This window comes from Salmonella sp. 2020_1395, assembly GCF_043848115.1.
Lineage (GTDB): Bacteria > Pseudomonadota > Gammaproteobacteria > Enterobacterales > Enterobacteriaceae > Salmonella > Salmonella enterica.
Map to the genome: position 1 here is coordinate 306099 of NZ_JBCMFH010000004.1, position 21441 is coordinate 327539.

Here is a 21441-nt window from a genome sequence, read left to right on the forward strand (position 1 = left end):
CGATATCTCAGGCCAGCTTAGGGAACGTCGCCACGTTGTTCTGCTGCTGACGCTCAGGGCTACGCGGCGTGACCTCCTTTAGGTCATGAATAAAACGCTCCTGCCAGCGGTTAATGTCATTTTTAACGATCACGTCCAGCATTTCCGCATGACGCGAAATACGCTCGGCAAGGGGCATCGTTAACGCGCGATTGAGCGCCGCCGCCACGTCATCCCGATCGTAAGGATTGACGATTAACGCCGACGTCAGTTCATTCGCCGCGCCGGCAAACTGTGACAGTACCAGTACGCCAGGATTAGCGGGGTCCTGCGCGGCGACAAACTCTTTCGCCACCAGGTTCATCCCGTCACGCAACGGGGTGACGAGCCCGACGTCTGAATAACGGAATATCTTCATTAACAGTTTACGGTCGAAATGCTGATTCAGATAATAGAGCGGCGTCCAGCCCAATTGTCCATATTTCCCATTAATCCGGCCTGCTTCCGTCTCAAGCTGGTGGCGAATATCCTGATATGCCTGTACTTCGCCGCGTGACGTAGGCGCAATTTGGGTATAACGAATTTTTCCCCGATGCTGCGGATAGTTTTCCAGTAGCGCTTCATACGCCAGAAAACGTTCCGGCAGCCCTTTCGAATAATCCAGCCGCTCAACGGAAAAAATATTCTTCACATTTTTCAGTTCCGCCTTGAGCTGCGCCAGTTTAGGCGGCAATGGCCCGGCAGCCTGCAGAGCAATCTCATCGGGCTCAATACCGATGGGATACACTTCTGTCTGGAAGTCTTTACCCCACGCGATATGCTGCTTGCCGCTGCGAGTCGTGACTCGCGTTTGACTCGAAAGACTATCCAGAAAAGCCAGGCGATCATTTTCCGTCTGGAACCCTAGCAGATCAAAGTCACACAACTGCTCCAGCAGTTCATCATGCGGCGGTAAAGCGTTAAAAATCTCCGGGGTCGGGAATGGAATATGCAGGAAAAAACCAATTCGGTTGTTCACGCCGCGTTTACGCAGCTCGCTGGCAAACGGTAACAGGTGGTAGTCATGCACCCAAATGATGTCGTTCTCTTTAATGAGGGGCAATAACTTATCCGCTAATAGCGCATTCACCCGCATATAGCCTTCCCATGCAGGACGCTGAAACTGTACCAGGTCCAGACGATAGTGGAACGCAGGCCAGAGAACCGCATTGGAAAATTGACAGTAATAATCTTCGTAATCTTGTTCACTCAGGTTAAACGATGCCCAGGTAATATTACCTTTTGTCACCTTTTTTAATGGCTCATCCTCGTTACCTGTCTCGCCACTCCAGCCGAACCACAACCCGCCAGCCGCTTTTAGCGCGCCAAGCACGCCAACGGCGAGGCCGCCGGCGCCGCCTTTATTATCCGGGGGGGCAATTCGATTAGATACTACGACTAAACGACTCATAGCCATCTCTCCTGTTATTCATTACTTGTTGTTCTTGTTGTGGATAATTGATTTGCTCCAGCCAGCGCCAGACATCGGGTACGCTTTCCAGCCGCCATGCCGCCTGGGTTGCCCCGACGCCCACTTTTACGGAAATTCCGCCAGCGTGATTCACCACGCCAAAGCCAGCCTCATCGGTCAAATCGTCGCCCACAAAAACGGGAATCCGTCCCGCAAAGGGCGCCTCCTGCATAAAGGCGGCAATCGCTTCGCCTTTATTGGTTCCCTTAGGTTTGATTTCCACAACACATTTACCAGGCTGCAACGCCAGTTGCGGCCAGTGCTGCGTAACGTGTTGCGCAAGCGCCAACAGCGCCGCTTCATGTTCCGGAGCCTGACGGTAGTGCAGCGCAAACGCCATCCCCTTCGTCTCCAGCTCCGTTCCGGGCAGCGCTGCAAGCGTCGAACGTAATAACGCCTCCACCTCACGGACTACCGCTTCAGGAAGGCGCACGATATGGGTTTTACCATTGATGTCACGACGCTCTGCCCCGTGAACGCCAGCGAGCGGAAAGCGAAAAGGCTTCGCCAAAGCATCCAGCTCAGTCATTGAACGCCCTGAAATCAATGCCAGTGCCCCTGCGTTGTGCGCCGCGAGACGGTCTAACAACTGAAGGATTTTATGCGGTACCACTACCTGATCGGGATGAGGCTTTATCTCTGCCAATGTGCCATCAAGGTCAAAAAAATACGCATAGTTCGCAGTGAGTTCGGGGGATACGGTTAACGGTTCTGCCACCCTGGTCTCCTCCTTATCATCATATTGAGATTCACAAACGGTCTCATTAGTCATGTAAGTATAGACAGTGTGACGCTGCTCGCCATTTAGAAAGACCATCGCCAGCCGGGGTAGCGGTTGGCGATGACGTGAAGCTATACTGTTTAGTTGAGTGTTAATTCATCAAATCATACGCTTCGCTTTTTACTTATAATGGTCGAAGATAACTGTTGTCAGAAGGATTCAGCCGCGAACCACGTACTGTGCAAAAGGTGAAATGTTGAGCAGGTTCATCGCGTTCTCCACTGCTCCTGATATCAGTACGCTCGCCACCACATATGAGACTTTTCCGAGGCCGCCTTTCAGGAAAACGCCCCCTAAGACACACGCAGAAATAACGATTAGCTCATAACCCAGGGAAGTCATTGACCAGCTTTAGCGTTTTTTATGTAGGGTAAAATCAAACGATTTTTATTAGAGAAGACGTAAAACGGTGCACTGTCTTTCATTCATTAGATAAATGCTGATGGCGGGAATAGTTTTAGCGGAAAATGACATAACCCAGAGCGAATTCATCAGCCAAAAGGCAGAAAAGCCAGCACATTAATCCATAACATCAGCCAGCTAATCCTTATGGCCCTGGGTGAATAACGATTACCAGGGATAATAGATATGTTCAGCCTGTTCGCGAACCGGCGCATCGTCTCCCAGCAGTCTGGCGGAAAGGGTTAGCGCGAAATCAAAGACATGACCCAAGCCTTTGCCGCTAATTAAATTACCATCTTCAACAACGGGCGCATCCACATAGACACCTTCCGGAACCGCTTTCCACAGGTCGCCGGAACAGACATAACGACGCCCCTTCAGCAATCCGTGAGCACCCAGCACCCTTGCCGCCGCGGAACAGATAGGACAAATTAATTTGCCTGCCGCATCATGACACGCAACGAAAGCGATCACCGCCGGATTAGCCGCCAGATTAGCGCTCCCCTGCGGACCGCCCGGCAGCACTACCGCATCGAAAAGCGCCTGCTGGCGTTCACTCAGCGTGCTGTCCGCAACCATAGGAATATCATGGTAACTCACCACCGCCCGTGATTCAGCACACGCCAGCGTTTCGACGTCGATATGCAAACGTCGCAGAATATCAAGAGTAACAATGGCCTCTGCTTCTTCAAATCCTGGTGCCAACAGCACCGCGACCTTTTTCATTGACTGCTCCTTGTTAACGAGTCACCCATCAAAACTGCGCTCAACCGAATAACGTGCTCGTATGATTAATGACATTAAAAATGATCTACCGCAAAATCGGCTAGTTTATAAAAACAGGCATATTTGCTCTCAACCGTTTATGCGTGTGATATCCAGACTGACTAATGTTTATTTTATTGAAATTAACATACTTGAAAGGCTTAACCCATGATCTGAAACAATGTTTCATAAATTACAAATCTATATAATATCATTTAACTTTCAAACAGTTGCAATCTCTCCACACTCAAAATCATTACACTTGAAAAAATCACACCGCTGAAAATGTAAAAAAAGATAAACAATTGCATTTAAGGATTTTCTTATTTTTATTGACGCGCTATTCTCATTACCGATCGATAAACAGGAAATGAGATCGCATAAGGGACTGGCGGAACGGAGTTCTTCTGCTAAGAGTATTTATTGTGCATAGAGGTAAGAATGTGACAACGGCCCGTTGCATTCTCGTCTGTCATGCACATCAACACTTTCTGGAAATAAGGATATTGTTATGGCAGCTGTAGGAATGGTTCAAAAGCTCAACACGCCAATGAACCTTGAGTTTTACGCATCAAATCTTTACCTCCATCTAAGCGAATGGTGTTCTGAACACAGTTTAACAGGCACCGCCACCTTTCTTCGTACCCAGGCGCAAGGCAACGTGACGCAAATGATGCGCATGTTTAATTTTATGAAAAACGCCGGCGCCACCCCTATCGTTAAAGCCATTGACGTTCCGGGTGAAGAGCTCTGCTCTCTGGAAGAATTGTTCCAGAAAACCCTGGAGGATTATCAGCAACGCGCCAGCACGCTGTCGCGTCTGGCAGATGAAGCGAAAGCGCTGAATGATGCCTCAACGCTCGATTTTCTCCATACACTGGAAAAAGAGCAGCAGCAGGATGGCGTACTTTTACAAACTATTCTCGAAGAAGTTCGCAGCGCTAAACGAGCAGGGTTATGCCTGGCGCAAACCGATCAGCATCTCCTTAACGTCGTGACCTATCAGCATCACTGATAGCGGCACCCCGAGCGACAATATTGAGACGTTATTAGCCGGATAGCAACGCGAAGCAGCTTATCCGGCCTACACCGTTTCTGATCTGTTTGCCAGAGGTGGTGCCTGTCGCTACTGGCGTATTATCGGCACATCATGCCAGCCGACAGGCGCGAAACGTCTCTGTCTTGTCCAGGCATTACCTCAGCATCTCACGTACAAACGCTTCTATTTCTTTATTCTGGCCGTTTTCAAACAAACATTGCTGGAAACGCGGCCCTGAAACCGCCGTTTTAACCAGTTCAGGATCGATAGCCCGTAGTGTATCCAGATAATTCTCTTTGACGACCGCGGCCTTAACCTGGTTCAAAATGCCCGCATTGCGTACCTGCGGCGCTTTGCGCTCAGGCGGATACCCCTCGCCTTTACGCCCGGTAAACGCTTTTTCAAAGATGAAACGCACGTTCAGCTCAGCGCCCCAGCCAAAGCCTTTCGCAAATGGCAGGGACAACGCATTGCCGTTGTTGATCTGCGCAAACAGAAAAGCATCTGCCGGATCGATGCAATAGCCACAAATGACACCTGGATGAATATTTAACGACATCAGCGCGCCCTGCCCGGTGCCACAGCCAGTAACCACAAAATCAACCGCGTTTGCATTAAGCAAAATACTCGCCATGATGCCTAAATGAATGTACGTCAGGTGATGGTCATTTTCGTCGCACATGCCGACATTAAAAACGGGAAATCCCTTTTCATTGGCGACGGCGCTAAGTCCGTTATAAATGATGGCATTTTTGCTGGCCTGGCTATTTTCCATCATCAGTGCAATTTTCATCGTGTTCCTCCTGAATGCAGACGGCCACGCCTGCGTAAATCATGACGTTTTGCCCACACTACACACTTAAGAACACGCATTCAAATTTAATGAAACTAAGTTTCATTAAATGAAGAGACGCTCACACATTTTCTGTTCCCGCTGTAAACCTCCTGCCGTTACCTTTAATCAAGGCGAATCCGTAAGTTATTCCAGCCATTGACGGTGCAAGACACGAGGTAGCATGGTCTGATACCGAATTGTCGGAGCGATTTTATGAAGCCTCTTATTTTTACTCTTTCACTGCTAGCCCTGACGGGATGCACCATTACTCGACAAGCGCAGGTCAGCGAAGCCAGCCCGATAAGCGGCATCGTGCGCCTGACGTATAACCAGCCGCTATTTTTTACTTCACGGACAGATGACTATGTATCTCACGGGACCGCAACACGCGAATGCCAGCAGATGGGCTATGCCGATGCCGTTTCGTTTGGTCAGCCGGTAGGAACCTGTAGCATTTATGCGGGCTCGTTGTGTCTGAACACCCGATTTACCCTCTCCTGGCAGTGCCGGGGCGTTGCCGTCCCGCAAATTATGCCGCTTTATTATTAAGGCGGCTGGCTTAACGCCGACACCATGTACAATGGAGGAGAGTGCAGGGTCGCTATTGCCAGCATGAAGATGCTGGCTTTCCTTTATTTTTATACCCTATACACTGGCGTTAATGCGTTTTATTCCCATTCGTATTTTTAATAATTAAATTTAATATTTTACCTTTTGCAAATAATAAAATAACAAATTATAGTGGCGCCACATTACTGTATATCTTTTGCTATTTGTGGAGCGGAACCATGCTGAAAACAGAAATGATCGACAAACTGAATGAGCAAATGAATCTGGAGTTGTACTCCTCCCTGCTCTATCAACAAATGAGCGCGTGGTGCAGCTATCACAGTTTTGAAGGCGCGGCCGCATTTCTTCGTCGCCATGCGCAAGAAGAGATGACGCATATGCAGCGCCTGTTTGACTACCTTACCGATACCGGAAGCCTGCCGCGCATTAATACCGTTTCTTCGCCCTTCGCTGAGTACACCTCACTGGATGAGCTGTTCCGCGCGACCTATGAGCATGAGCAGCTTATTACGCAAAAAATTAATGAACTGGCTCATGCCGCAATGACCAGCCAGGATTATCCGACATTTAATTTCTTGCAGTGGTATGTGGCAGAACAGCATGAAGAAGAAAAATTGTTCAAATCTATTATTGATAAATTAACGCTGGCGGGAAAAAGCGGCGAAGGGCTTTATTTCATTGATAAAGAACTCTCCACCCTGGATACGCAAAATTAATCCAACACGTCCTTACACGGTGAGACGCGCTCTCACCGTGGCGTATTAATGGCGGCAGATTTTACTCTCATGCGTTGAAAAACCGTCCTCCACCGCAATAAATTTTCCTTTCGCCGCCAGAAACGCGACCAGTTCCGCCGCCGTCATATCTGACGCTGAACAGGTGTGAAATCGTGCCCGCTCGCCAAAGCGCGCTTTTATTGCCGCCTCCAGCGAGGTATGCGTGTACTGCTCGCCAGACTCAATCATCATGTTGAGCACTTCGTGACCGTGAATGGAATCCATAACCCCTCCTGAATAAAACTCGTAGCCTAATGTGTCCTTGTGCGAGCGACTTTGCGCTAGCGCAGGTTTGCGGCGGTTGTCCGCGTCTCCTCCCATACTCGCTTTTATGCCAGTAACTGTAAATTTTACAGTACACCTATTGTAACGACCATTTGACGAAAATAGCGTAATGCCTTACCCTGCGCCGCGGATATCACCGTTCTTTGTTACCGGGGTAGTAGAAAGCGTGAAAAACAGAACTCTGGGCAGTATTTTTATCGTGGCAGGCACCACTATCGGCGCCGGGATGCTGGCAATGCCGCTGGCAGCGGCTGGCGTTGGTTTCAGCGTCACGCTGGGATTGTTGATTGGCCTGTGGGCGCTGATGTGTTATACCGCGCTACTATTACTGGAGGTATATCAACACGTTCCGGCGGATACCGGGCTGGGCTCGTTGGCAAAACGCTATCTTGGGCGTTACGGACAGTGGCTTACGGGATTCAGTATGATGTTCTTAATGTATGCGCTCACTGCCGCCTACATTTCCGGAGCCGGAGAATTACTGGCATCCAGTATTAATAACTGGCTTGGCGCCACGCTCTCGCCCGCTGCCGGAGTACTGCTGTTCACCTTTGTTGCCGGTGGGGTGGTATGTGTGGGCACCTCGCTGGTCGACCTTTTTAACCGCTTCCTGTTTAGCGCAAAGATCATTTTTCTGGTCATCATGCTTGCGTTGCTCACGCCACATATTCATAAAGTAAATCTTCTTACGCTTCCTTTACAGCAGGGGCTGGCATTGTCCGCCATACCGGTCATTTTCACCTCGTTTGGTTTTCACGGAAGCGTACCGAGTATTGTGAGTTATATGAACGGCAACATTCGCCGGCTGCGTTGGGTCTTTATGACGGGTAGCGCCATTCCGCTAGTGGCCTATATTTTTTGGCAGCTCGCCACGCTGGGAAGTATCGACTCGCCGACATTCAGAGGGCTACTGGCCAGCCATGCCGGGTTAAATGGCCTGCTGCAGGCGCTCAGAGAAGTGGTCGCTTCGCCACATGTCGAACTGGCGGTCCACCTGTTCGCCGATCTGGCGCTGGCGACCTCTTTTCTGGGCGTAGCGCTAGGATTATTTGATTACCTGGCCGATCTATTCCAGCGCCGCAGTACGGTGTCCGGACGCCTGCAAACCGGGCTGATTACCTTTCTGCCGCCGCTGGCGTTTGCGCTTTTCTACCCACGTGGATTTGTGATGGCATTAGGCTATGCCGGCGTAGCGCTGGCAGTGCTGGCACTGCTCATCCCTGCCATGCTGGTCTGGCAGTGCCGTAAACAGATCCCTCAGGCGGGCTATCGTGTGGCAGGCGGCACCCCAGCGCTGGCGCTGGTGTTTATCTGCGGCATTATCGTGATTGGCGTCCAGTTTTCGATCGCTCTGGGGTTCCTGCCCGATCCAGGTTAACGCCAGGCAAAGATTACCGGGCCCGGACACCGTCCAGGCTCGATAATCATCACGCTATGGCCGTTTACGAGCCATTAATGCAGGCAGCACTGCTTAAATTTTTTGCCGCTCCCGCATGGACAAGGATCGTTACGCCCCACTTTCACCTCTGCTTTTATCGGCATCTGTAGCGGCGTCGTGTGCGGATGCGCCATCCACCAGGCATGCAGCTCAAGCGCCGCGCTACGGATAGCGTCAACGCTTTTATCGAACGCTTCCGGGCTCATTTTATCCAACAGCGCAAAGTTTTCTTCCGTGCCGTGTAAGGCAATCGCTTCCAGCGCCGGTTTTAGCGTATCCGGCAAGTCAGACCAGTCGGACAGCGACACTCCGCGCATGTAACCAAAGCACCATTCTTCAACAATCGTTAATTCATGGCCATCAACTTCTCGCAGGCCAAACAGCGGCTCGAACTGTTCTGGATAATCTTCAAGCCGGGCGGCTGTGTCCGCCATGTGCTGGAACACCAGATCCATAAATCGCGTCATTTCTTTTTCAGATGTCCAGCGCGGTACGTACGCGGGTCCCCCCCATATCGCGACCAGCCACTGTTCCGGCTCGATGGGACGCGGAGAACTTAGTACCGCAGTAATCAGACCGTCCAGCTCCGCGACATCCAAAATGGCCTGATCGGTATTGTATTTCGTCAGCACATCATCCAGCCATTCCAGCTCGTTCTCGTTTAATGGTTCCATTTTCATAACGCTTTTCCTCAGTGATGACTTCCGCCTGTAGGCCTCTTACATTGCAGCGGATAAAAATAATTTTTTTGCAGGCAGTTTGGATGGCAACCATCAGGGGCCAGATTAACACGAAATGAGGAGGATTCCGGAAGTTAACGCACAAAAGGAGGATCAGGGCGCAGATTTTCCGCCAGGAAACGCTCGCCCCACACAAAAGCGAGAGATGGGTTTCTCGCTATATTATACTCATGCTAACTTATACCACCGCCGCGGACAGATAAAACCGCCCTCTCAAATAGAGCTTATTTTCAGTAAAAAAGTGTTTAATGAGTTCGTCTACCGCTTCTCTGTCAGCAGAAAAGGTTATTTCCATAAACAGCGTATCGTACCCTATTTTGATATTTTTTTTCTTACAGTAAACACGGATCTCATCCTGCACACTCAGCAACGGCAGGCTAAATGTGTATAGCGGTTGCGGTTCTTTTTTCGCCGCTTTCTCAAAAACTTTAGTGACCAGATCCCCAAGATCGCGCTCTGACCGGGCACCGTTATTAAAATGCAATAAATTACGTCTTTTTACCACCCAGCCTCCAGCCAGATACCGCCAACAATAACTCTCACTTCAATGTGTGAGGCACATAATCACATCCAGAATCAGCTCCAGATAGTATTTCAAATAAACAGCCCGCACTATAGCGCATACTTTTTTCAGACACAGTTTACAGGGATACTCTCTTTATATCCACGCGCACGGTTGTCTTAATCATGTCTTCCGCGATAACACAGTTTGTCAACCTATTCTATATAACCAAGCTTAAACAGAACCTTACCAGCCAGCGATATCAGCTCAGGATTTTCAGGATAAAAACGCAGTAACGGCAAAAATACCGCCTCACCGATAATGCTCCGGCTATTAGCATGGTTTGGGCGCAATCCCCAGATATTCTGATAAGTCATCGGCACGACCTGCCCATTCATGGTTGTGTTACCGATATACAACATAATATGCCCTGGAATATAGACCAGCGTAGTAAACGGTTTTCCGTATCTGGTGAGATAATCGATCCGCATTTGGGGATTTTTATGACTAAGATCGACCACCCGTCCAGCAGACTCTACCTGCGCGGATGAATGTCTGGGCAGGAATATGCCAAACGGCATTAACAGGCTGCGGACTTCGGCTGAACAATCATTATAAAAGTTAAAATTTCCCCAACCGTAGGGGGCTCCATGCATTGCTTTCATTAGCACGGCGATATTTTCCGGCGTCATTTTCCACGGCATAGCCGTAAACTCGTTACCGCTTAGCCAGACCCAATGGATAAACGCGCGACCGTTGCTGCCGCGAACTGGCGCCGCAATCAGGAACTGGCCCGCCCGTTGATGTCGGAACGGTAAAATAGTGCCCGGTCGCCCGGTGAAATAATAGACGCCTGCGGCATGGACAGAAACCGGCGCGTTGATAAATGCCCCCAGTTGCTTATGAGCAAGCAAAACCCACTGTGTTATAAATTTCTGATCCGTACTGGCAATATCTTCACTATGAACCCAGCCAGTTACCGCTGGTGAAACGACATATTGCCAGCGTTGGTCTTTGCTCTTCGTCAGCGTATAGACCGGCGTACCGGGACGCAGCGAAGACATTTGTAAATTATCAAACGGATACCCCTCGCCCGCCTGACGGGGATCATTAAAGAGCGGGTCGTCCGTTGGCAGCGCTCTGACTAAACTTTCTCTGACCATAATGCCTCGCCGGGAGGCATGATAGATATTGTCAATCTGCGTATCCGTATTCCCTCTAACCTCCTCTTTCCAGCGAGAGGTATAAAGTCTGAAGTTTTCTCCCCAATAAGCACTGCCGTCGCTAAGAAACTGCTTAATACTGGCATCCCGCGCCTGTGCTGCGTTTTTTTTCAGCAATGCGGTAATATAAAAACCATTCCACGGCGAGTGCGCTTCACTGTCCATTCCGAAATAATGAGATTTTAGTGCGTTAAAGTAGCGTTGTTGGGTAGCACTATCAATAACCGGAATAGTGTAATCAGCCGAGTCCGGAGGTATCCATTTATCAACCGACTGTGAATAATCCGCTAACGGAAAGCGTGTTTTTGTCGGGTCAATATAGCTCCCTGCGACAATTTCATCTTTGGCTGTTGATCGGTTGGTCGTCTGGTGGCAAGCGGTGAGGCACAATGGTATCAATAAAACGGCCCAGGTTTTCTTTTGCATCATCATCTCCGTAAAGCGGGGAAAGCATAATATAGAGACTGACCAAAACCGCCATTCACGAAAACCCGAAATTATCTGTAGTTGACCTGTTATTAAGACAATATTGCAAAACGTGATTAAAGCATGAAGCGGATCACATTACCTTATGATGAATATTAGTTCGCTATCTACCTTTAATTAAATTGTGCAGAAAATACCCCTGAACAGTTATATACTCGTTTAATTTGCATAAATACTCCACTGGCCCGCCCCTGTTTTTTTCAGACAATACATACTGTAGCGCGTCAGTTCTACTTTTTTTATATACTCTGCAAAGTCATTTTCATCGACGTTGCCAATAAAATTACGCGCATCACATGTCGAAGAGGAAAGCTCACCGGGAAGAGAGTAGGTTACGATTGCACTCTCAGGCTCATACAAAATAAAAAAAAGTAGCAAAGCGCAACCTACAATCCCAATATTAATGAAGCTAATAAATAATTTTGCATTATCGGTATATTTCACTGGCAGACCTACTCTCTTTAATAAAGCAGGCATAAAACATATCAGCATTTTTTATAGAGATTAATGGATTTTATCGGCTGATTTACCCGATGTTTAGTATTTACCAGCCATAAGTTCTTGCGGGTCGGTAGCACATAACTGCTGTACTGGCAGAAATGCCGCTACCGGTGTTTTTTTACTGTGTATCGCGCTGGAAAGTTCACGCTCGCGGTCGGCATACAAACTGAAGGCACAAAAAAACCACCCGTAGGTGGTTTCACGACACTGCTTATTGCTTTGATTATTCTTGTCTTTCCCATGGTACCCGGAGCGGGACTTGAACCCGCACAGCGCGAACGCCGAGGGATTTTAAATCCCTTGTGTCTACCGATTCCACCATCCGGGCTCGGGAAAAATTGGAGGCGCGTTCCGGAGTCGAACCGGACTAGACGGATTTGCAATCCGCTACATAACCGCTTTGTTAACGCGCCAAATTTTTTTGGCTTTTCAGCCAGCATCCGCTTTACGCCAATGCTTTTAAACTGGAGCGGGAAACGAGACTCGAACTCGCGACCCCGACCTTGGCAAGGTCGTGCTCTACCAACTGAGCTATTCCCGCAGTATCAAGCAACTTTGTTAATCACTTGATTTTGTTATCGTCTGGCAATCAGTGCTGCCGTTCGATGCGTTGCATTCTACTTACCTGACGCACTGAGTCAACGATATTTTTCGTCACTCACGATCGTTTGCTGAAATTTGCGGCGAAACGATCACTGATCAAGCAAATCTCCGCGTGCAGCGCTCAAATATTGCAACATGGACCACAACGTTAGCACCGCTGCGACAAAGAAAAGCGCGATCCCGGCATACTCTACCCAGATATTCGGACGCCACAAGAGCCACGCCAGCGCCACCATCTGCGCGGTAGTTTTGACTTTACCGATCCAGGAGACCGCTACACTACTGCGTTTGCCCAGCTCCGCCATCCATTCACGCAGAGCAGAGATAATAATTTCGCGGGCTATCATCGTCGCCGCAGGTAACGTCACCCACCAGCTATGATAATGCTCGGTGACCAGCACCATGGCGATCGCCACCAGCACCTTGTCGGCGACGGGGTCGAGGAAAGCGCCGAAACGCGTACTCTGGTTCCAGCGTCGCGCCAGAAAGCCGTCAAACCAGTCGGTAATAGCAGCAATACAGAAAATCAGCGCGCTGACCATCGGCGCCCAGGCGAACGGCAAATAAAACACCACGACAAAGAATGGAATCAGGATGACGCGAAACAGCGTGAGCAACGTAGGGATATTAAATTGCATAGTGACGGGTAACTATCTGTTGTCAGTGAAATTACCCCTATGTTGCTACAGTGGCCTCAATGTTTCAACGACCAGAAGATCTTTTCTGCCAGACCTTGCGAAATACCCGGCACTTTTGCAATTTCTTCTACGCTGGCGTTACGTAGCCCTTGCAAACCGCCCATATATTTCAGCAGCATCTGGCGACGTTTAGGCCCAACGCCTTCAATAGTTTCCAGCGTACTGGTATTTTTAACCTTCGCGCGTTTTTTACGGTGCCCGCCGATCGCGTGATCGTGCGACTCATCGCGAATATGCTGAATAACATGCAGCGCCGGCGAGTCCGGCGGCAGGCTAAACCCCTCGCCTTCCGGTTCAAAAAAGAGTGTTTCCAGACCGGCCTTTCTGTCCGCGCCTTTGGCGACGCCAAGCAGCAAAGGGTGATGCTTATCCCAGGGGACATCCAGCTCAGCGAAAACGGCTTTCGCCTGGGCGAGCTGCCCTTTTCCGCCGTCGATCAGAATAACATCCGGAATCTTACTTTCTTCTATGGCCTTGCCATAACGCCGACGTAGCACCTGATTCATCGCCGCGTAGTCATCACCCGGCGTGATGCCCGCGATATTATAACGACGATACTCGGCGCGTAACGGCCCGTTAGCGTCAAATACCACACAGGATGCGACCGTTTGCTCCCCCATGGTATGGCTGATGTCAAAACATTCCATCCGCTTGATCGCAGGAAGTTTTAATACCGCCGCCAGCGCGGTCAAACGCTGCGTGATGGTGGACTGCTGCGAGAGTTTAGTGATTAAGGCCGTTGCCGCGTTGGTCCGCGCCAGCTTGAGATAACGGGCGCGATCGCCGCGCGGTTTTGTCTGGACATGAATACGCCGTCCGGCAAGTTCCGACAACGAATCGGCCAGCAGCGTTTTATCACTCAGATTAAAATCGAGCAGTATCTCGCCCGGTAGCGTGCGCATCTGGCTACCCTGCAGGTAAAACTGCCCGACAAAGGTTTCCACCACTTCGCCCAGTTCCGTACCGCCAGGCACTTTTGGAAAATAGCTGCGGCTGCCCAGCACCTTACCCTGGCGAATAAACAGCACATGCACACAGGCCATACCCGCATCAAAAGCCACGCCGATAACGTCGAGATCGTCGCCCGCATTGGAGACAAACTGTCTCTCCGTGACCCGGCGTACCGCCTGGATCTGATCGCGAATACGCGCCGCCTCTTCAAATGCTAAATCCTGGCTGGCCTTTTCCATCCGGGCAATCAGCTGTGTTAAGACCTGGTCGTCCTTACCGGACAAAAACAACCGGACATACTCCACCTGTTGCGCATACTCCTCCTCGCTGACCAGTCCTGCAACGCAGGGGCCTAAACAGCGGCCAATCTGGTATTGCAGGCAAGGACGCGAGCGGTTGCGATATACGCTGTTTTCGCACTGGCGGATAGGGAAAATTTTCTGTAACAGCGCCAGCGTTTCCCGCACGGCATAGCCATTAGGAAATGGGCCGAAGTACTCGCCTTTCGCATGTTTGGCGCCACGGTGCATCGCCAGACGCGGATGGGTATCGCCGCTCAGAAAAATAAAAGGATAGGATTTATCATCACGCAACAACACGTTGTAACGCGGTTGATACAACTTGATGTAATTATGCTCAAGCAGCAGCGCTTCCGTTTCGGTATGTGTTACCGTGACATCAATGTGTTGAATTTGCGCAACTAGCGCTTCGGTTTTACGCGAAGCCAGGTTGCTGCGAAAGTAGCTGGAAAGACGCTTTTTCAGGTCTTTTGCTTTACCGACATAGATAACCGTACCGCCGGCGTCATACATACGATAGACACCGGGTTGGCTGGTAACGGTTTTCAAAAACGCCTTTGCGTCAAATATTTCACTCACTGGCTTGTTAACGTCTCCGCATTACACAGGCCATGGCGGATTGCCAGGTGAGTCAGCTCAACATCACCATGAATGTTTAATTTACTGAACATACGATAGCGATAGCTGTTCACCGTTTTAGGACTGAGATTCAGCTGTTCTGAAATCTCATTGACCTTCTGACCCTTGGTGATCATCAGCATAATCTGCAACTCGCGTTCAGACAAACTGGCGAACGGCGTTTCCGTTTTTGCAGGCTCGATCTGACTGAGCGCCATCTGCTGAGCGATATCGGAGGCGATATAACGTTGTCCGGAATACACCGAACGAATAGCGCTCACCACCTCCTGAGGCGCAGCGCCTTTGCTGAGATAGCCAGCTGCGCCAGCCTGCATCACTTTGGCGGGCAACGGGTTCTCCGTATGGACGGTCAGCATGATCACTTTGATATCCGCTGTCGAGCGGGCAATTTTACGCGTCGCCTCAAGGCCGCCAATACCGGGCATGTTCATATCCATCAGCACGACGTCAACGGCGTTAGTACGGCACCATTTTACCGCATCCTCTCCGCAGCACGCTTCACCGACAACTTTAATGCCCTTTATATCTTCAAGAATGCGTCGTATCCCTGCGCGCACCAGTTCGTGGTCATCAACAAGAAGAACGTTGATCAAAGGAATATCTCCAGAATAGGGATAACGCTACTGATAGTTAATCGCCCTTATATTAGCTGGTTTTATCTCAACTTTGAAACGTAAAAAAACACCGGGTATTCGATTTTGCTCTCGTTTTTGGAAATTATGTTGTACGTCGTGTGGCAACTGCCAACGTTGTAGCCCCTTCTGACGGCGCTGTCCCGGGCTGCTATTTCATAATGGTGACAAAAATTTCACGTTCCGCTGTCTAAACACTAATTAGGGAATCAACTTTGTAACAATAATTAACGAGTAAAATACGCGTAATAAACAAAGAATGAAGAAAATATATGCATCACGCGGCAACGTTTATTTTGTGGGTAACCCCTCCGCTTTTTGATCAAAAAACAACCACTGCTATTTTTAGCGTAGCTTATGGTATACTCCGCCGCCTTAACATCTGCTATCGCACATTTTCACTGAAACATAACGAGGAAAATAAATGAGTACGCCTGATTTTTCCACCGCTGAGAATAATCAAGAACTGGCTACTGAAGTCAACTGCCTGAAAGCCATGTTAACGCTGATGCTGCAGGCGATGGGCCAGGCCGATGCAGGGCGCGTGATTCTTAAAATGGAAAAACAGATCGCGCAGATGGATGATGAAGCACAAGCTGCGGTATTTTCCAGTACGGTTAAGCAAATTAAACAGGCTTACCGCCAGTAGTAAAAAACCGGCTGTTAGCATCGCTTTCAGCCGGTTTCGCGTCTGGCGCGAAGCATCGTCAGCACGTCATATCAGACCTGTCGCCGCAGCGTAGCAGGCAATCTGTGTTTTATTTGGCGCATTGAATTTCTTCTGCATGTTTTTCTGATGGAAGTTAACGGTATTTTCAGAAATCGACAGAATAATGGCGATCTCCGATGAGGTCTTCCCTTCCGCCGTCCACTTCAGAATCTCTTTCTCACGTTTACTGAAACGCATCTCAGGCGCCATCACCATGTCGTCTTCAAATCTTGTCAGCGCCGAAAGACTCTCCCGCGCCAGCAGTTGCAACCTCAGCTCCACTTCATCGTAGGTAAACGAGGAGCAGCGTAAACTGCTACGAGAGAAAGATAAAAAGCCCAGCGCCCGGTTCGGCAACATCACACACTGGGTTACGCCTCTGCGTAATCCGAAACGCTGGGCGGCATCCCACATCGCCTGCGCTTCATGAAATAGCACGTCATCCCAATGTAAATGACCTTGCCTGAAATTTTCCGGCTTTAATACCGGATCGATCGCGAAATAGTTTTCGGACTGGTAATGCGTTACCCACGCCGGAGGATAAGTGGTACGAAGCGATATTTTAGGCCGGGTAAAGGGGACGGGATGACGAACACACAGGGCATAATAATCAAATTCCAGCCGCTGTGTCTGATATTGCAATTCAGTATAAACATCCTCTGCTGCCGCCATCTCCTGAAAGCGTAACAACATTGCGCGTCGCCAGGTGAAGAAATCATTTTCCTGCATATTTTATGGTCACGCCTTTGATATTGATAATCATTATTATGAATGATTTAAATTAACACATAAATAGTGTTTATATATAAGAAATATCGGACGAAACGTAGAATACTTGAGCGGCATTACACTTTTTGGCTTCCGCCTGAGAGCGAGATTAATAATCTGGCAGAATGACTTCATAATTATTCATTGCGCTCGCCCAAGGCGCGGCTAATTCGGGCGAGCGTTGAAAAGGCATTATTTCACTAAAAATTTCTCAAGGAACTGGCGGGTACGCGGATGCTGAGGGTCGGCGAACAAGGTTTTCGCCGGACCCTGCTCAACGATTTGCCCCTGATCCATAAATATCGCCCGGTCAGCCACGTCACGCGCAAAGCTCATTTCGTGAGTGACGATCACCATCGTGCGCTTTTCCTGCGCCAGCTGGCGAATCGTATTAAGCACCTCGCCGACTAATTCAGGATCAAGCGCCGACGTGGGCTCATCAAACAGAATCACTTCCGGGCGCATCGCCAGCGCGCGTGCAATCGCCACGCGCTGCTGTTGCCCGCCCGACAGGCGGCGCGGATAACGGGTCTCTTTACCGGCCAACCCGACTTTGGCTAACAGTTCCCGCGCCAGCGCCGTCGCCTCGGCTTTCGGCTCTCCCTTTACAATCACCGGACCTTCAATGATATTTTCCAGCACGGTACGATGCGGGAACAGGTTAAAACTCTGAAAGACAAAGCCGACATGCTGACGTAGCTGGCGAATCAACCCTTTTTGCTGGCTGAATGGGCGGGCGGTATCGATGATAATATCGCCTACTTTAATGGTGCCCGCTTCCGGTTGTTCCAGCAGGTTAATGCAGCGTAATAACGTTGTTTTCCCTGAGCCGCTCGGGCCGATAATGGCGACGACTTCTCCGGGCTTCACCTCAAGGTCGATACCGTGCAGCACCGTTTGACCATGAAATTTTTTGACCAGGTTGGTGACTTCGATCGCACTCATTTTGGCTCTCTCTCCTGGCGGTTAAGCTGGTTTTCAAAATAGTTTTGCAGTGCCGATAAGACGGTCGCCATTACCCAGTAGATTAACGACGCGGCCAGATACATGGTAAACACCTCCAGCGTTCGCGAGGTAATTAACTGCGCCTGGCGGAACAACTCCGGCACCTGAATCGTCGCGGCGAGCGACGTATCTTTCACCAGGCTGATAAAGCTGTTGCTCAACGGCGGAAGCGCGACACGAGCCGCCTGCGGCAAAATAGCGCGACGTAGCGTTTGCCACGGCGTCATGCCAATGCTCGCCGCCGCTTCCCATTGTCCCTTGTCGATAGCCGAGATCGCCGCGCGCAGCGTCTCGGACGTGTAAGCCGCGGTATTGAGCGATAAACCAATCATCGCCGCCGGGATAGGGTCCAGCTCAATCCCAAATTGCGGCAGGCCGTAATAAATCATAAATAACTGGGCGATAAGCGGCGTACCGCGAAAAATCGAGATATAAAAGCGCGCCAGCCAGCGAACCGGCCATAGCGGAGACATCCGCATCAGCGCCAGCACAAATCCCAGCAGCAGACCAAAAAACATACCGCCAATACTCAGTTGCAGGGTAAAGACGGCGCCTTTAAGCAAATACGGCAGCGATTCAATAACCAGTTGGATACTTTCTTGCATTCGCGTTGATTACCTGGAGGTTATACATGAGGATGGTAGGCAAACAGCGCAGGCGCCCCACCGGTGTGAATAAAGAGAATCGGCCCGTCATCGTTAAAGCGTTTCTGGCTGATGCCGTCTATCAGACCCGCCATCGCTTTACCGGTATATACCGGATCCAGTAGCACCCCCTCCAGGCTCGCCAGCAGTTTCACCGCCTCCATCCCCGCGTCATTTGGCACGCCGTAACCCGGGGCAAAATAGTCATCCCATAAATGAATATCCGCCGTCGCCGTCAGCGCCAGCTGACCGGCAATAGCCTGCTGTAAGGCAATCACTTTGGGTTTCTGCTCGGCGACAGAACGTGAAACGGTCACGCCAATCAGTTCGACATCCGGCATCAGATGTTCCAGCCCGACAGCTAACCCGGCGTGCGTTCCGGCGCTGCCGGAGGCCACCACCACCGAAGAGAGCCCGACGACTTCTTCACACTGCTGGGCGATTTCCAGGGCGCTCTCTACGTATCCCATTGCGCCCAGCGCGCTGGAGCCGCCGACCGGAATCACATAGGGCCTGAACCCTTGCGCTTCAATGCGCGTCGCCAGCGTTTGCAGCTGCGCATCCGGATCGGTTAGCGCATCGCACATCTCAATTTGCGTATTAAATAAATCCAGTAACAGGCGATTACCATTCGTCAGGTAATTTTCCGCGGTGGTACCGATTGGATTTTCCAGCAAGGCGACGCAATGTAGTCCCAATTTGGCCGCGACCGCCGCCGTCTGACGGACATGGTTCGACTGAATCGCCCCTGCGGTTATCAGCGTATCCGCCCCTTCTCGCAGCGCGTCGGCCACCAGAAACTCCAGCTTGCGCAGTTTATTGCCGCCCATTGCAATGGGCGTAACGTCATCGCGCTTAATGTAAATCTCACGGCCAAGATAATCAGACAATCGCGGCAGGTATTCGAGCGGGGTCGGCGCGCCAATAAGCTCCAGGCGAGGAAAGCGCGTTAAGTGATGTAGTGGCATTGAGCCTCCGGTAACGTTGTGGTGTGTTCTTTTTATTATGCACGTTGATCCAACGGAAATAAAAAAGGCGCCGATTCACGCGCCTCCGTTTGCTGACATAGTATGAGGTTGATATTGCCCGGCGGCGCTCAGCCTGCCGGGCAACGTAGAGCATTATTGGGTCACGTCAGCGCCAAACCATTTTTCAGAGAGCGCTTTTAAGGTGCCATCTTTTTGCATTTCCGCAATGGCGTTATCTACCGCCTTCAGCAAGTCTTCGTTGCCTTTACGTAACGCAACGCCGGACTCCTGACGCGAAAACGCATCACCGGTGACAGCCAGCGTACCTTTGGTTTTTTTCACCAGATCCAGCGCCGCCAGACGATCGACTAAAATCGCGTCAATACGGCCTACGCGCAGATCCTGATATTTTGTAGGATCATCGTCATAGGTACGGATATCCACGCCCTGCACATGTTGACGTAGCCACTCTTCATAGTTAGTCCCCAGCCCAACGCCGACTTTTTTGCCCTGCAGATCGGCAGCCGTTTTGATCGTGCCTTCATTGCCTTTTTTCACCAGCGCCTGAACGCCGGAGACAGTATAAGGCGTAGAGAAATCATATTTTTTCTTGCGGACGTCTGAAATCGTGACCTGGTTTATCACCACATCAATGCGTTTAGCGTCCAGCGACGCCAGTATTCCGTCCCATTTGGTCGGCTTCAACGACGCTTTAACGCCCAGATGTTTTGCCAACGCCTCGGCGAAATCGACTTCAAAACCGGTTAATTTGCCGTCTTCGCCCTGAAAACTAAACGGCGGATAGGTACCTTCCAGCCCTACCAGCAGCGTGCCACGTTCTTTAACTTTGTTCAGCAAACCCTCATCGGCAAAGCTCTTCGCGCTCATTCCCGCCACCAGCGCTACAGCCATTACTCCCATCAGTGCCCGACGTCCCAGCAGTGCTAATTTCATAGTAACCCCGAATATTGCCGTTAATGACCATAGACTGTGTCCCGCCATGGCGCATCGTCACGTCTCGCGAACCTTTGGGGGACTCAGCCTAATGTAGAAGGTTTGCCACGTTTCACCAACACGACTCTGCTACATCTTATGCTTTTTTAATATATATCAGAACTGGCGGTAAAGGGGGATTTCTGTCTGGGCGCAATCTGCTGATGCGCTTTATATTGCTGGTATTTACGTAGTGCGATACGGTAATTATTGGTGCTGGTTTCCGGCAACCATGGCGCCAGGCTTTCATCGAGAAAACCGTCCTGCAGCAGATCGTGGGAAATGTTTTGCTCGCTGAGGTAGTTGCCAAGACGTCGTAAACGCACGACATATTCCCGCACCGTGCCATGACTCATCTCGGTTTGTTCAAACAAATACTGTTTGAAACCGATAATATCGAAAAAATCACTCTGCTTTTTGCAGTGCAAATCGCCGCAAAAGCGACATAGCGCCACCCACTCCTTCTGCTCCCGCTGCCAGGCAGCGTCGTCAAGTAGCATATCCAGCTGTGAAATAGCGATTTTATTAACGATCTTGCCACGGCGAACCAGCGTAATGCGGTCGAGCAGTTTGTGACAATGCGCGCAATGCGTCTGGCTGTGTTTAAAGTCTTTAAGATAGCGGCTCAAGGGCCGCCTTTTAGGTTGCTGCACCGTCATGAGAACTCCTGGTAGTCTATACGTTGTGCGGCACTTTTCGG

Annotated in this window: 24 protein-coding genes, 3 tRNA genes and 1 pseudogene; 6 read left to right on the forward strand and 22 right to left on the reverse strand. The window is 50.2% G+C overall.

From position 1 onward, the window contains the following. Positions 1 to 7: 7 nt before the first annotated feature. The 4 genes and pseudogenes from otsA to ACH0WD_RS08880 form a co-directional block, all read right to left on the reverse strand. On the reverse strand, positions 8 to 1429 hold the full coding sequence (otsA, locus tag ACH0WD_RS08865) for an alpha,alpha-trehalose-phosphate synthase (RefSeq protein WP_000089042.1): 1422 nt from the start codon (positions 1427 to 1429) through the stop codon (positions 8 to 10). Then, positions 1404 to 2207 (reverse strand): trehalose-phosphatase, encoded by an 804-nt coding sequence (gene otsB / locus ACH0WD_RS08870; protein ID WP_000830109.1) that lies wholly within the window; start codon positions 2205 to 2207, stop codon positions 1404 to 1406. The genes otsA and otsB overlap by 26 nt, the downstream gene beginning before the upstream one ends. A 222-nt stretch (positions 2208 to 2429) precedes the next feature. After that, positions 2430 to 2612, reverse strand: a pseudogene (araH, locus tag ACH0WD_RS08875) (L-arabinose ABC transporter permease AraH); the annotation flags it as partial. A 228-nt stretch (positions 2613 to 2840) separates the two neighbouring features. Next, positions 2841 to 3398: a DJ-1/PfpI family protein gene (locus ACH0WD_RS08880; protein WP_000754792.1), complete on the reverse strand. Its 558-nt coding sequence runs from the start codon at positions 3396 to 3398 to the stop codon at positions 2841 to 2843. Between the two features lie 550 nt (positions 3399 to 3948). Here ACH0WD_RS08880 and ACH0WD_RS08885 point away from each other — a divergent pair. Beyond that, on the forward strand, positions 3949 to 4452 hold the full coding sequence (locus tag ACH0WD_RS08885; protein ID WP_000741707.1) for a non-heme ferritin-like protein: 504 nt from the start codon (positions 3949 to 3951) through the stop codon (positions 4450 to 4452). Positions 4453 to 4630: 178 nt separating this feature from the next. Here ACH0WD_RS08885 and ACH0WD_RS08890 read toward each other — a convergent pair whose 3' ends face one another. Further along, a complete protein-coding gene (locus ACH0WD_RS08890) occupies positions 4631 to 5269 on the reverse strand; it encodes an RpiB/LacA/LacB family sugar-phosphate isomerase (protein WP_000684811.1) in 639 nt (212 codons plus the stop codon). A gap of 255 nt (positions 5270 to 5524) precedes the next feature. Between ACH0WD_RS08890 and ACH0WD_RS08895 the strand changes: the two genes are divergently transcribed. Both ACH0WD_RS08895 and ftnA read left to right on the forward strand, forming a co-directional pair. After that, complete coding sequence (locus ACH0WD_RS08895) at positions 5525 to 5860, forward strand: YecR-like lipofamily protein (protein ID WP_000803229.1); 336 nt, start codon at positions 5525 to 5527, stop codon at positions 5858 to 5860. A gap of 239 nt (positions 5861 to 6099) precedes the next feature. Next, entirely contained in the window at positions 6100 to 6597 is a 498-nt protein-coding gene (gene ftnA / locus ACH0WD_RS08900; RefSeq protein ID WP_000920619.1) for a non-heme ferritin, read from the forward strand. Between the two features lie 45 nt (positions 6598 to 6642). Here ftnA and ACH0WD_RS08905 read toward each other — a convergent pair whose 3' ends face one another. Continuing rightward, complete coding sequence (locus ACH0WD_RS08905; protein ID WP_000377238.1) at positions 6643 to 6882, reverse strand: YecH family metal-binding protein; 240 nt, start codon at positions 6880 to 6882, stop codon at positions 6643 to 6645. Positions 6883 to 7108: 226 nt separating this feature from the next. On the opposite strand from ACH0WD_RS08905, the gene tyrP reads away from it, so the two are divergent. Continuing rightward, positions 7109 to 8320: a tyrosine transporter TyrP gene (tyrP, locus tag ACH0WD_RS08910; protein WP_001747700.1), complete on the forward strand. Its 1212-nt coding sequence runs from the start codon at positions 7109 to 7111 to the stop codon at positions 8318 to 8320. Between the two features lie 74 nt (positions 8321 to 8394). Here the strand turns inward: tyrP and ACH0WD_RS08915 are convergent, their stop codons facing one another. The 10 genes from ACH0WD_RS08915 to uvrY all read right to left on the reverse strand — a co-directional run bounded on the left by ACH0WD_RS08915 (position 8395) and on the right by uvrY (position 15615). Beyond that, positions 8395 to 9060, reverse strand: a complete 666-nt coding sequence (locus ACH0WD_RS08915; RefSeq protein ID WP_000781522.1) for a YecA family protein — start codon at positions 9058 to 9060, stop codon at positions 8395 to 8397. Positions 9061 to 9298: 238 nt separating this feature from the next. Continuing rightward, complete coding sequence (locus ACH0WD_RS08920) at positions 9299 to 9625, reverse strand: glucose-6-phosphate dehydrogenase (RefSeq protein WP_000240837.1); 327 nt, start codon at positions 9623 to 9625, stop codon at positions 9299 to 9301. Between the two features lie 212 nt (positions 9626 to 9837). After that, the gene (locus tag ACH0WD_RS08925) at positions 9838 to 11277 is read right to left on the reverse strand and encodes an SH3 domain-containing C40 family peptidase (RefSeq protein ID WP_077905752.1); all 1440 of its coding nucleotides are present in this window, start codon (positions 11275 to 11277) and stop codon (positions 9838 to 9840) included. A gap of 213 nt (positions 11278 to 11490) precedes the next feature. Next, the gene (locus ACH0WD_RS08930; protein WP_001747701.1) at positions 11491 to 11823 is read right to left on the reverse strand and encodes a hypothetical protein; all 333 of its coding nucleotides are present in this window, start codon (positions 11821 to 11823) and stop codon (positions 11491 to 11493) included. 250 nt (positions 11824 to 12073) lie between these two features. Beyond that, positions 12074 to 12160 (reverse strand) — tRNA-Leu (locus ACH0WD_RS08935). A gap of 11 nt (positions 12161 to 12171) precedes the next feature. Continuing rightward, positions 12172 to 12245: transfer RNA gene (locus ACH0WD_RS08940), tRNA-Cys, on the reverse strand. Between the two features lie 52 nt (positions 12246 to 12297). Further along, a tRNA-Gly gene (locus tag ACH0WD_RS08945) sits at positions 12298 to 12373 on the reverse strand. Positions 12374 to 12524: 151 nt separating this feature from the next. After that, positions 12525 to 13073, reverse strand: a complete 549-nt coding sequence (pgsA, locus tag ACH0WD_RS08950) for a CDP-diacylglycerol--glycerol-3-phosphate 3-phosphatidyltransferase (RefSeq protein ID WP_001160192.1) — start codon at positions 13071 to 13073, stop codon at positions 12525 to 12527. 56 nt (positions 13074 to 13129) lie between these two features. Then, positions 13130 to 14962: an excinuclease ABC subunit UvrC gene (gene uvrC / locus ACH0WD_RS08955; RefSeq protein WP_001289467.1), complete on the reverse strand. Its 1833-nt coding sequence runs from the start codon at positions 14960 to 14962 to the stop codon at positions 13130 to 13132. Beyond that, on the reverse strand, positions 14959 to 15615 hold the full coding sequence (gene uvrY / locus ACH0WD_RS08960; RefSeq protein ID WP_000611323.1) for a UvrY/SirA/GacA family response regulator transcription factor: 657 nt from the start codon (positions 15613 to 15615) through the stop codon (positions 14959 to 14961). The genes uvrC and uvrY overlap by 4 nt, the downstream gene beginning before the upstream one ends. A gap of 311 nt (positions 15616 to 15926) precedes the next feature. On the opposite strand from uvrY, the gene ACH0WD_RS08965 reads away from it, so the two are divergent. Next, positions 15927 to 16082, forward strand: coding sequence for a hypothetical protein (locus ACH0WD_RS08965; RefSeq protein WP_000546186.1), 156 nt, complete (start codon positions 15927 to 15929; stop codon positions 16080 to 16082). Beyond that, on the forward strand, positions 16079 to 16303 hold the full coding sequence (locus ACH0WD_RS08970; protein WP_000106483.1) for a DUF2594 family protein: 225 nt from the start codon (positions 16079 to 16081) through the stop codon (positions 16301 to 16303). The genes ACH0WD_RS08965 and ACH0WD_RS08970 overlap by 4 nt, the downstream gene beginning before the upstream one ends. A gap of 66 nt (positions 16304 to 16369) precedes the next feature. On the opposite strand, the gene sdiA is transcribed toward ACH0WD_RS08970, so the two are convergent. From sdiA to fliZ, 6 genes are all read right to left on the reverse strand, one after another. Next, positions 16370 to 17092, reverse strand: coding sequence for a transcriptional regulator SdiA (sdiA, locus tag ACH0WD_RS08975; RefSeq protein WP_001157167.1), 723 nt, complete (start codon positions 17090 to 17092; stop codon positions 16370 to 16372). Positions 17093 to 17323: 231 nt separating this feature from the next. After that, positions 17324 to 18076 carry an L-cystine ABC transporter ATP-binding protein TcyN gene (gene tcyN / locus ACH0WD_RS08980; protein ID WP_001273038.1) on the reverse strand — a complete coding sequence of 251 codons (753 nt, stop codon included), beginning with the start codon at positions 18074 to 18076 and terminating at the stop codon, positions 17324 to 17326. Continuing rightward, complete coding sequence (gene tcyL / locus ACH0WD_RS08985) at positions 18073 to 18741, reverse strand: cystine ABC transporter permease (protein ID WP_001158238.1); 669 nt, start codon at positions 18739 to 18741, stop codon at positions 18073 to 18075. The genes tcyN and tcyL overlap by 4 nt, the downstream gene beginning before the upstream one ends. Before the next feature lie 20 nt (positions 18742 to 18761). Then, a complete protein-coding gene (gene dcyD, locus ACH0WD_RS08990) occupies positions 18762 to 19748 on the reverse strand; it encodes a D-cysteine desulfhydrase (RefSeq protein ID WP_001128188.1) in 987 nt (328 codons plus the stop codon). A 153-nt stretch (positions 19749 to 19901) separates the two neighbouring features. Then, positions 19902 to 20702: a cystine ABC transporter substrate-binding protein gene (gene tcyJ, locus ACH0WD_RS08995; protein ID WP_000761640.1), complete on the reverse strand. Its 801-nt coding sequence runs from the start codon at positions 20700 to 20702 to the stop codon at positions 19902 to 19904. 146 nt (positions 20703 to 20848) lie between these two features. Next, positions 20849 to 21400 carry a flagella biosynthesis regulatory protein FliZ gene (gene fliZ / locus ACH0WD_RS09000; protein WP_000218080.1) on the reverse strand — a complete coding sequence of 184 codons (552 nt, stop codon included), beginning with the start codon at positions 21398 to 21400 and terminating at the stop codon, positions 20849 to 20851. Positions 21401 to 21441: the final 41 nt, after the last annotated feature.

Bases quoted from the DNA above. Each gene is read 5' to 3' on its own strand.
- sdiA (WP_001157167.1), bottom strand. From the start codon at position 17,092: ATGCAGGAAAATGATTTCTTCACCTGGCGACGCGCAATGTTGTTACGC.
- fliZ (WP_000218080.1), bottom strand. From the start codon at position 21,400: ATGACGGTGCAGCAACCTAAAAGGCGGCCCTTGAGCCGCTATCTTAAA.
- ACH0WD_RS08880 (WP_000754792.1), bottom strand. From the start codon at position 3,398: ATGAAAAAGGTCGCGGTGCTGTTGGCACCAGGATTTGAAGAAGCAGAG.
- ACH0WD_RS08965 (WP_000546186.1), top strand. From the start codon at position 15,927: ATGCATCACGCGGCAACGTTTATTTTGTGGGTAACCCCTCCGCTTTTT.
- pgsA (WP_001160192.1), bottom strand. From the start codon at position 13,073: ATGCAATTTAATATCCCTACGTTGCTCACGCTGTTTCGCGTCATCCTG.
- ACH0WD_RS08890 (WP_000684811.1), bottom strand. From the start codon at position 5,269: ATGAAAATTGCACTGATGATGGAAAATAGCCAGGCCAGCAAAAATGCC.
- ACH0WD_RS08895 (WP_000803229.1), top strand. From the start codon at position 5,525: ATGAAGCCTCTTATTTTTACTCTTTCACTGCTAGCCCTGACGGGATGC.
- ACH0WD_RS08905 (WP_000377238.1), bottom strand. From the start codon at position 6,882: ATGGATTCCATTCACGGTCACGAAGTGCTCAACATGATGATTGAGTCT.
- tcyJ (WP_000761640.1), bottom strand. From the start codon at position 20,702: ATGAAATTAGCACTGCTGGGACGTCGGGCACTGATGGGAGTAATGGCT.
- ACH0WD_RS08930 (WP_001747701.1), bottom strand. From the start codon at position 11,823: ATGCTGATATGTTTTATGCCTGCTTTATTAAAGAGAGTAGGTCTGCCA.
- dcyD (WP_001128188.1), bottom strand. From the start codon at position 19,748: ATGCCACTACATCACTTAACGCGCTTTCCTCGCCTGGAGCTTATTGGC.
- tcyL (WP_001158238.1), bottom strand. From the start codon at position 18,741: ATGCAAGAAAGTATCCAACTGGTTATTGAATCGCTGCCGTATTTGCTT.
- ACH0WD_RS08915 (WP_000781522.1), bottom strand. From the start codon at position 9,060: ATGAAAATGGAACCATTAAACGAGAACGAGCTGGAATGGCTGGATGAT.
- ftnA (WP_000920619.1), top strand. From the start codon at position 6,100: ATGCTGAAAACAGAAATGATCGACAAACTGAATGAGCAAATGAATCTG.
- otsA (WP_000089042.1), bottom strand. From the start codon at position 1,429: ATGAGTCGTTTAGTCGTAGTATCTAATCGAATTGCCCCCCCGGATAAT.
- ACH0WD_RS08970 (WP_000106483.1), top strand. From the start codon at position 16,079: ATGAGTACGCCTGATTTTTCCACCGCTGAGAATAATCAAGAACTGGCT.
- ACH0WD_RS08925 (WP_077905752.1), bottom strand. From the start codon at position 11,277: ATGATGATGCAAAAGAAAACCTGGGCCGTTTTATTGATACCATTGTGC.
- tcyN (WP_001273038.1), bottom strand. From the start codon at position 18,076: ATGAGTGCGATCGAAGTCACCAACCTGGTCAAAAAATTTCATGGTCAA.
- ACH0WD_RS08885 (WP_000741707.1), top strand. From the start codon at position 3,949: ATGGCAGCTGTAGGAATGGTTCAAAAGCTCAACACGCCAATGAACCTT.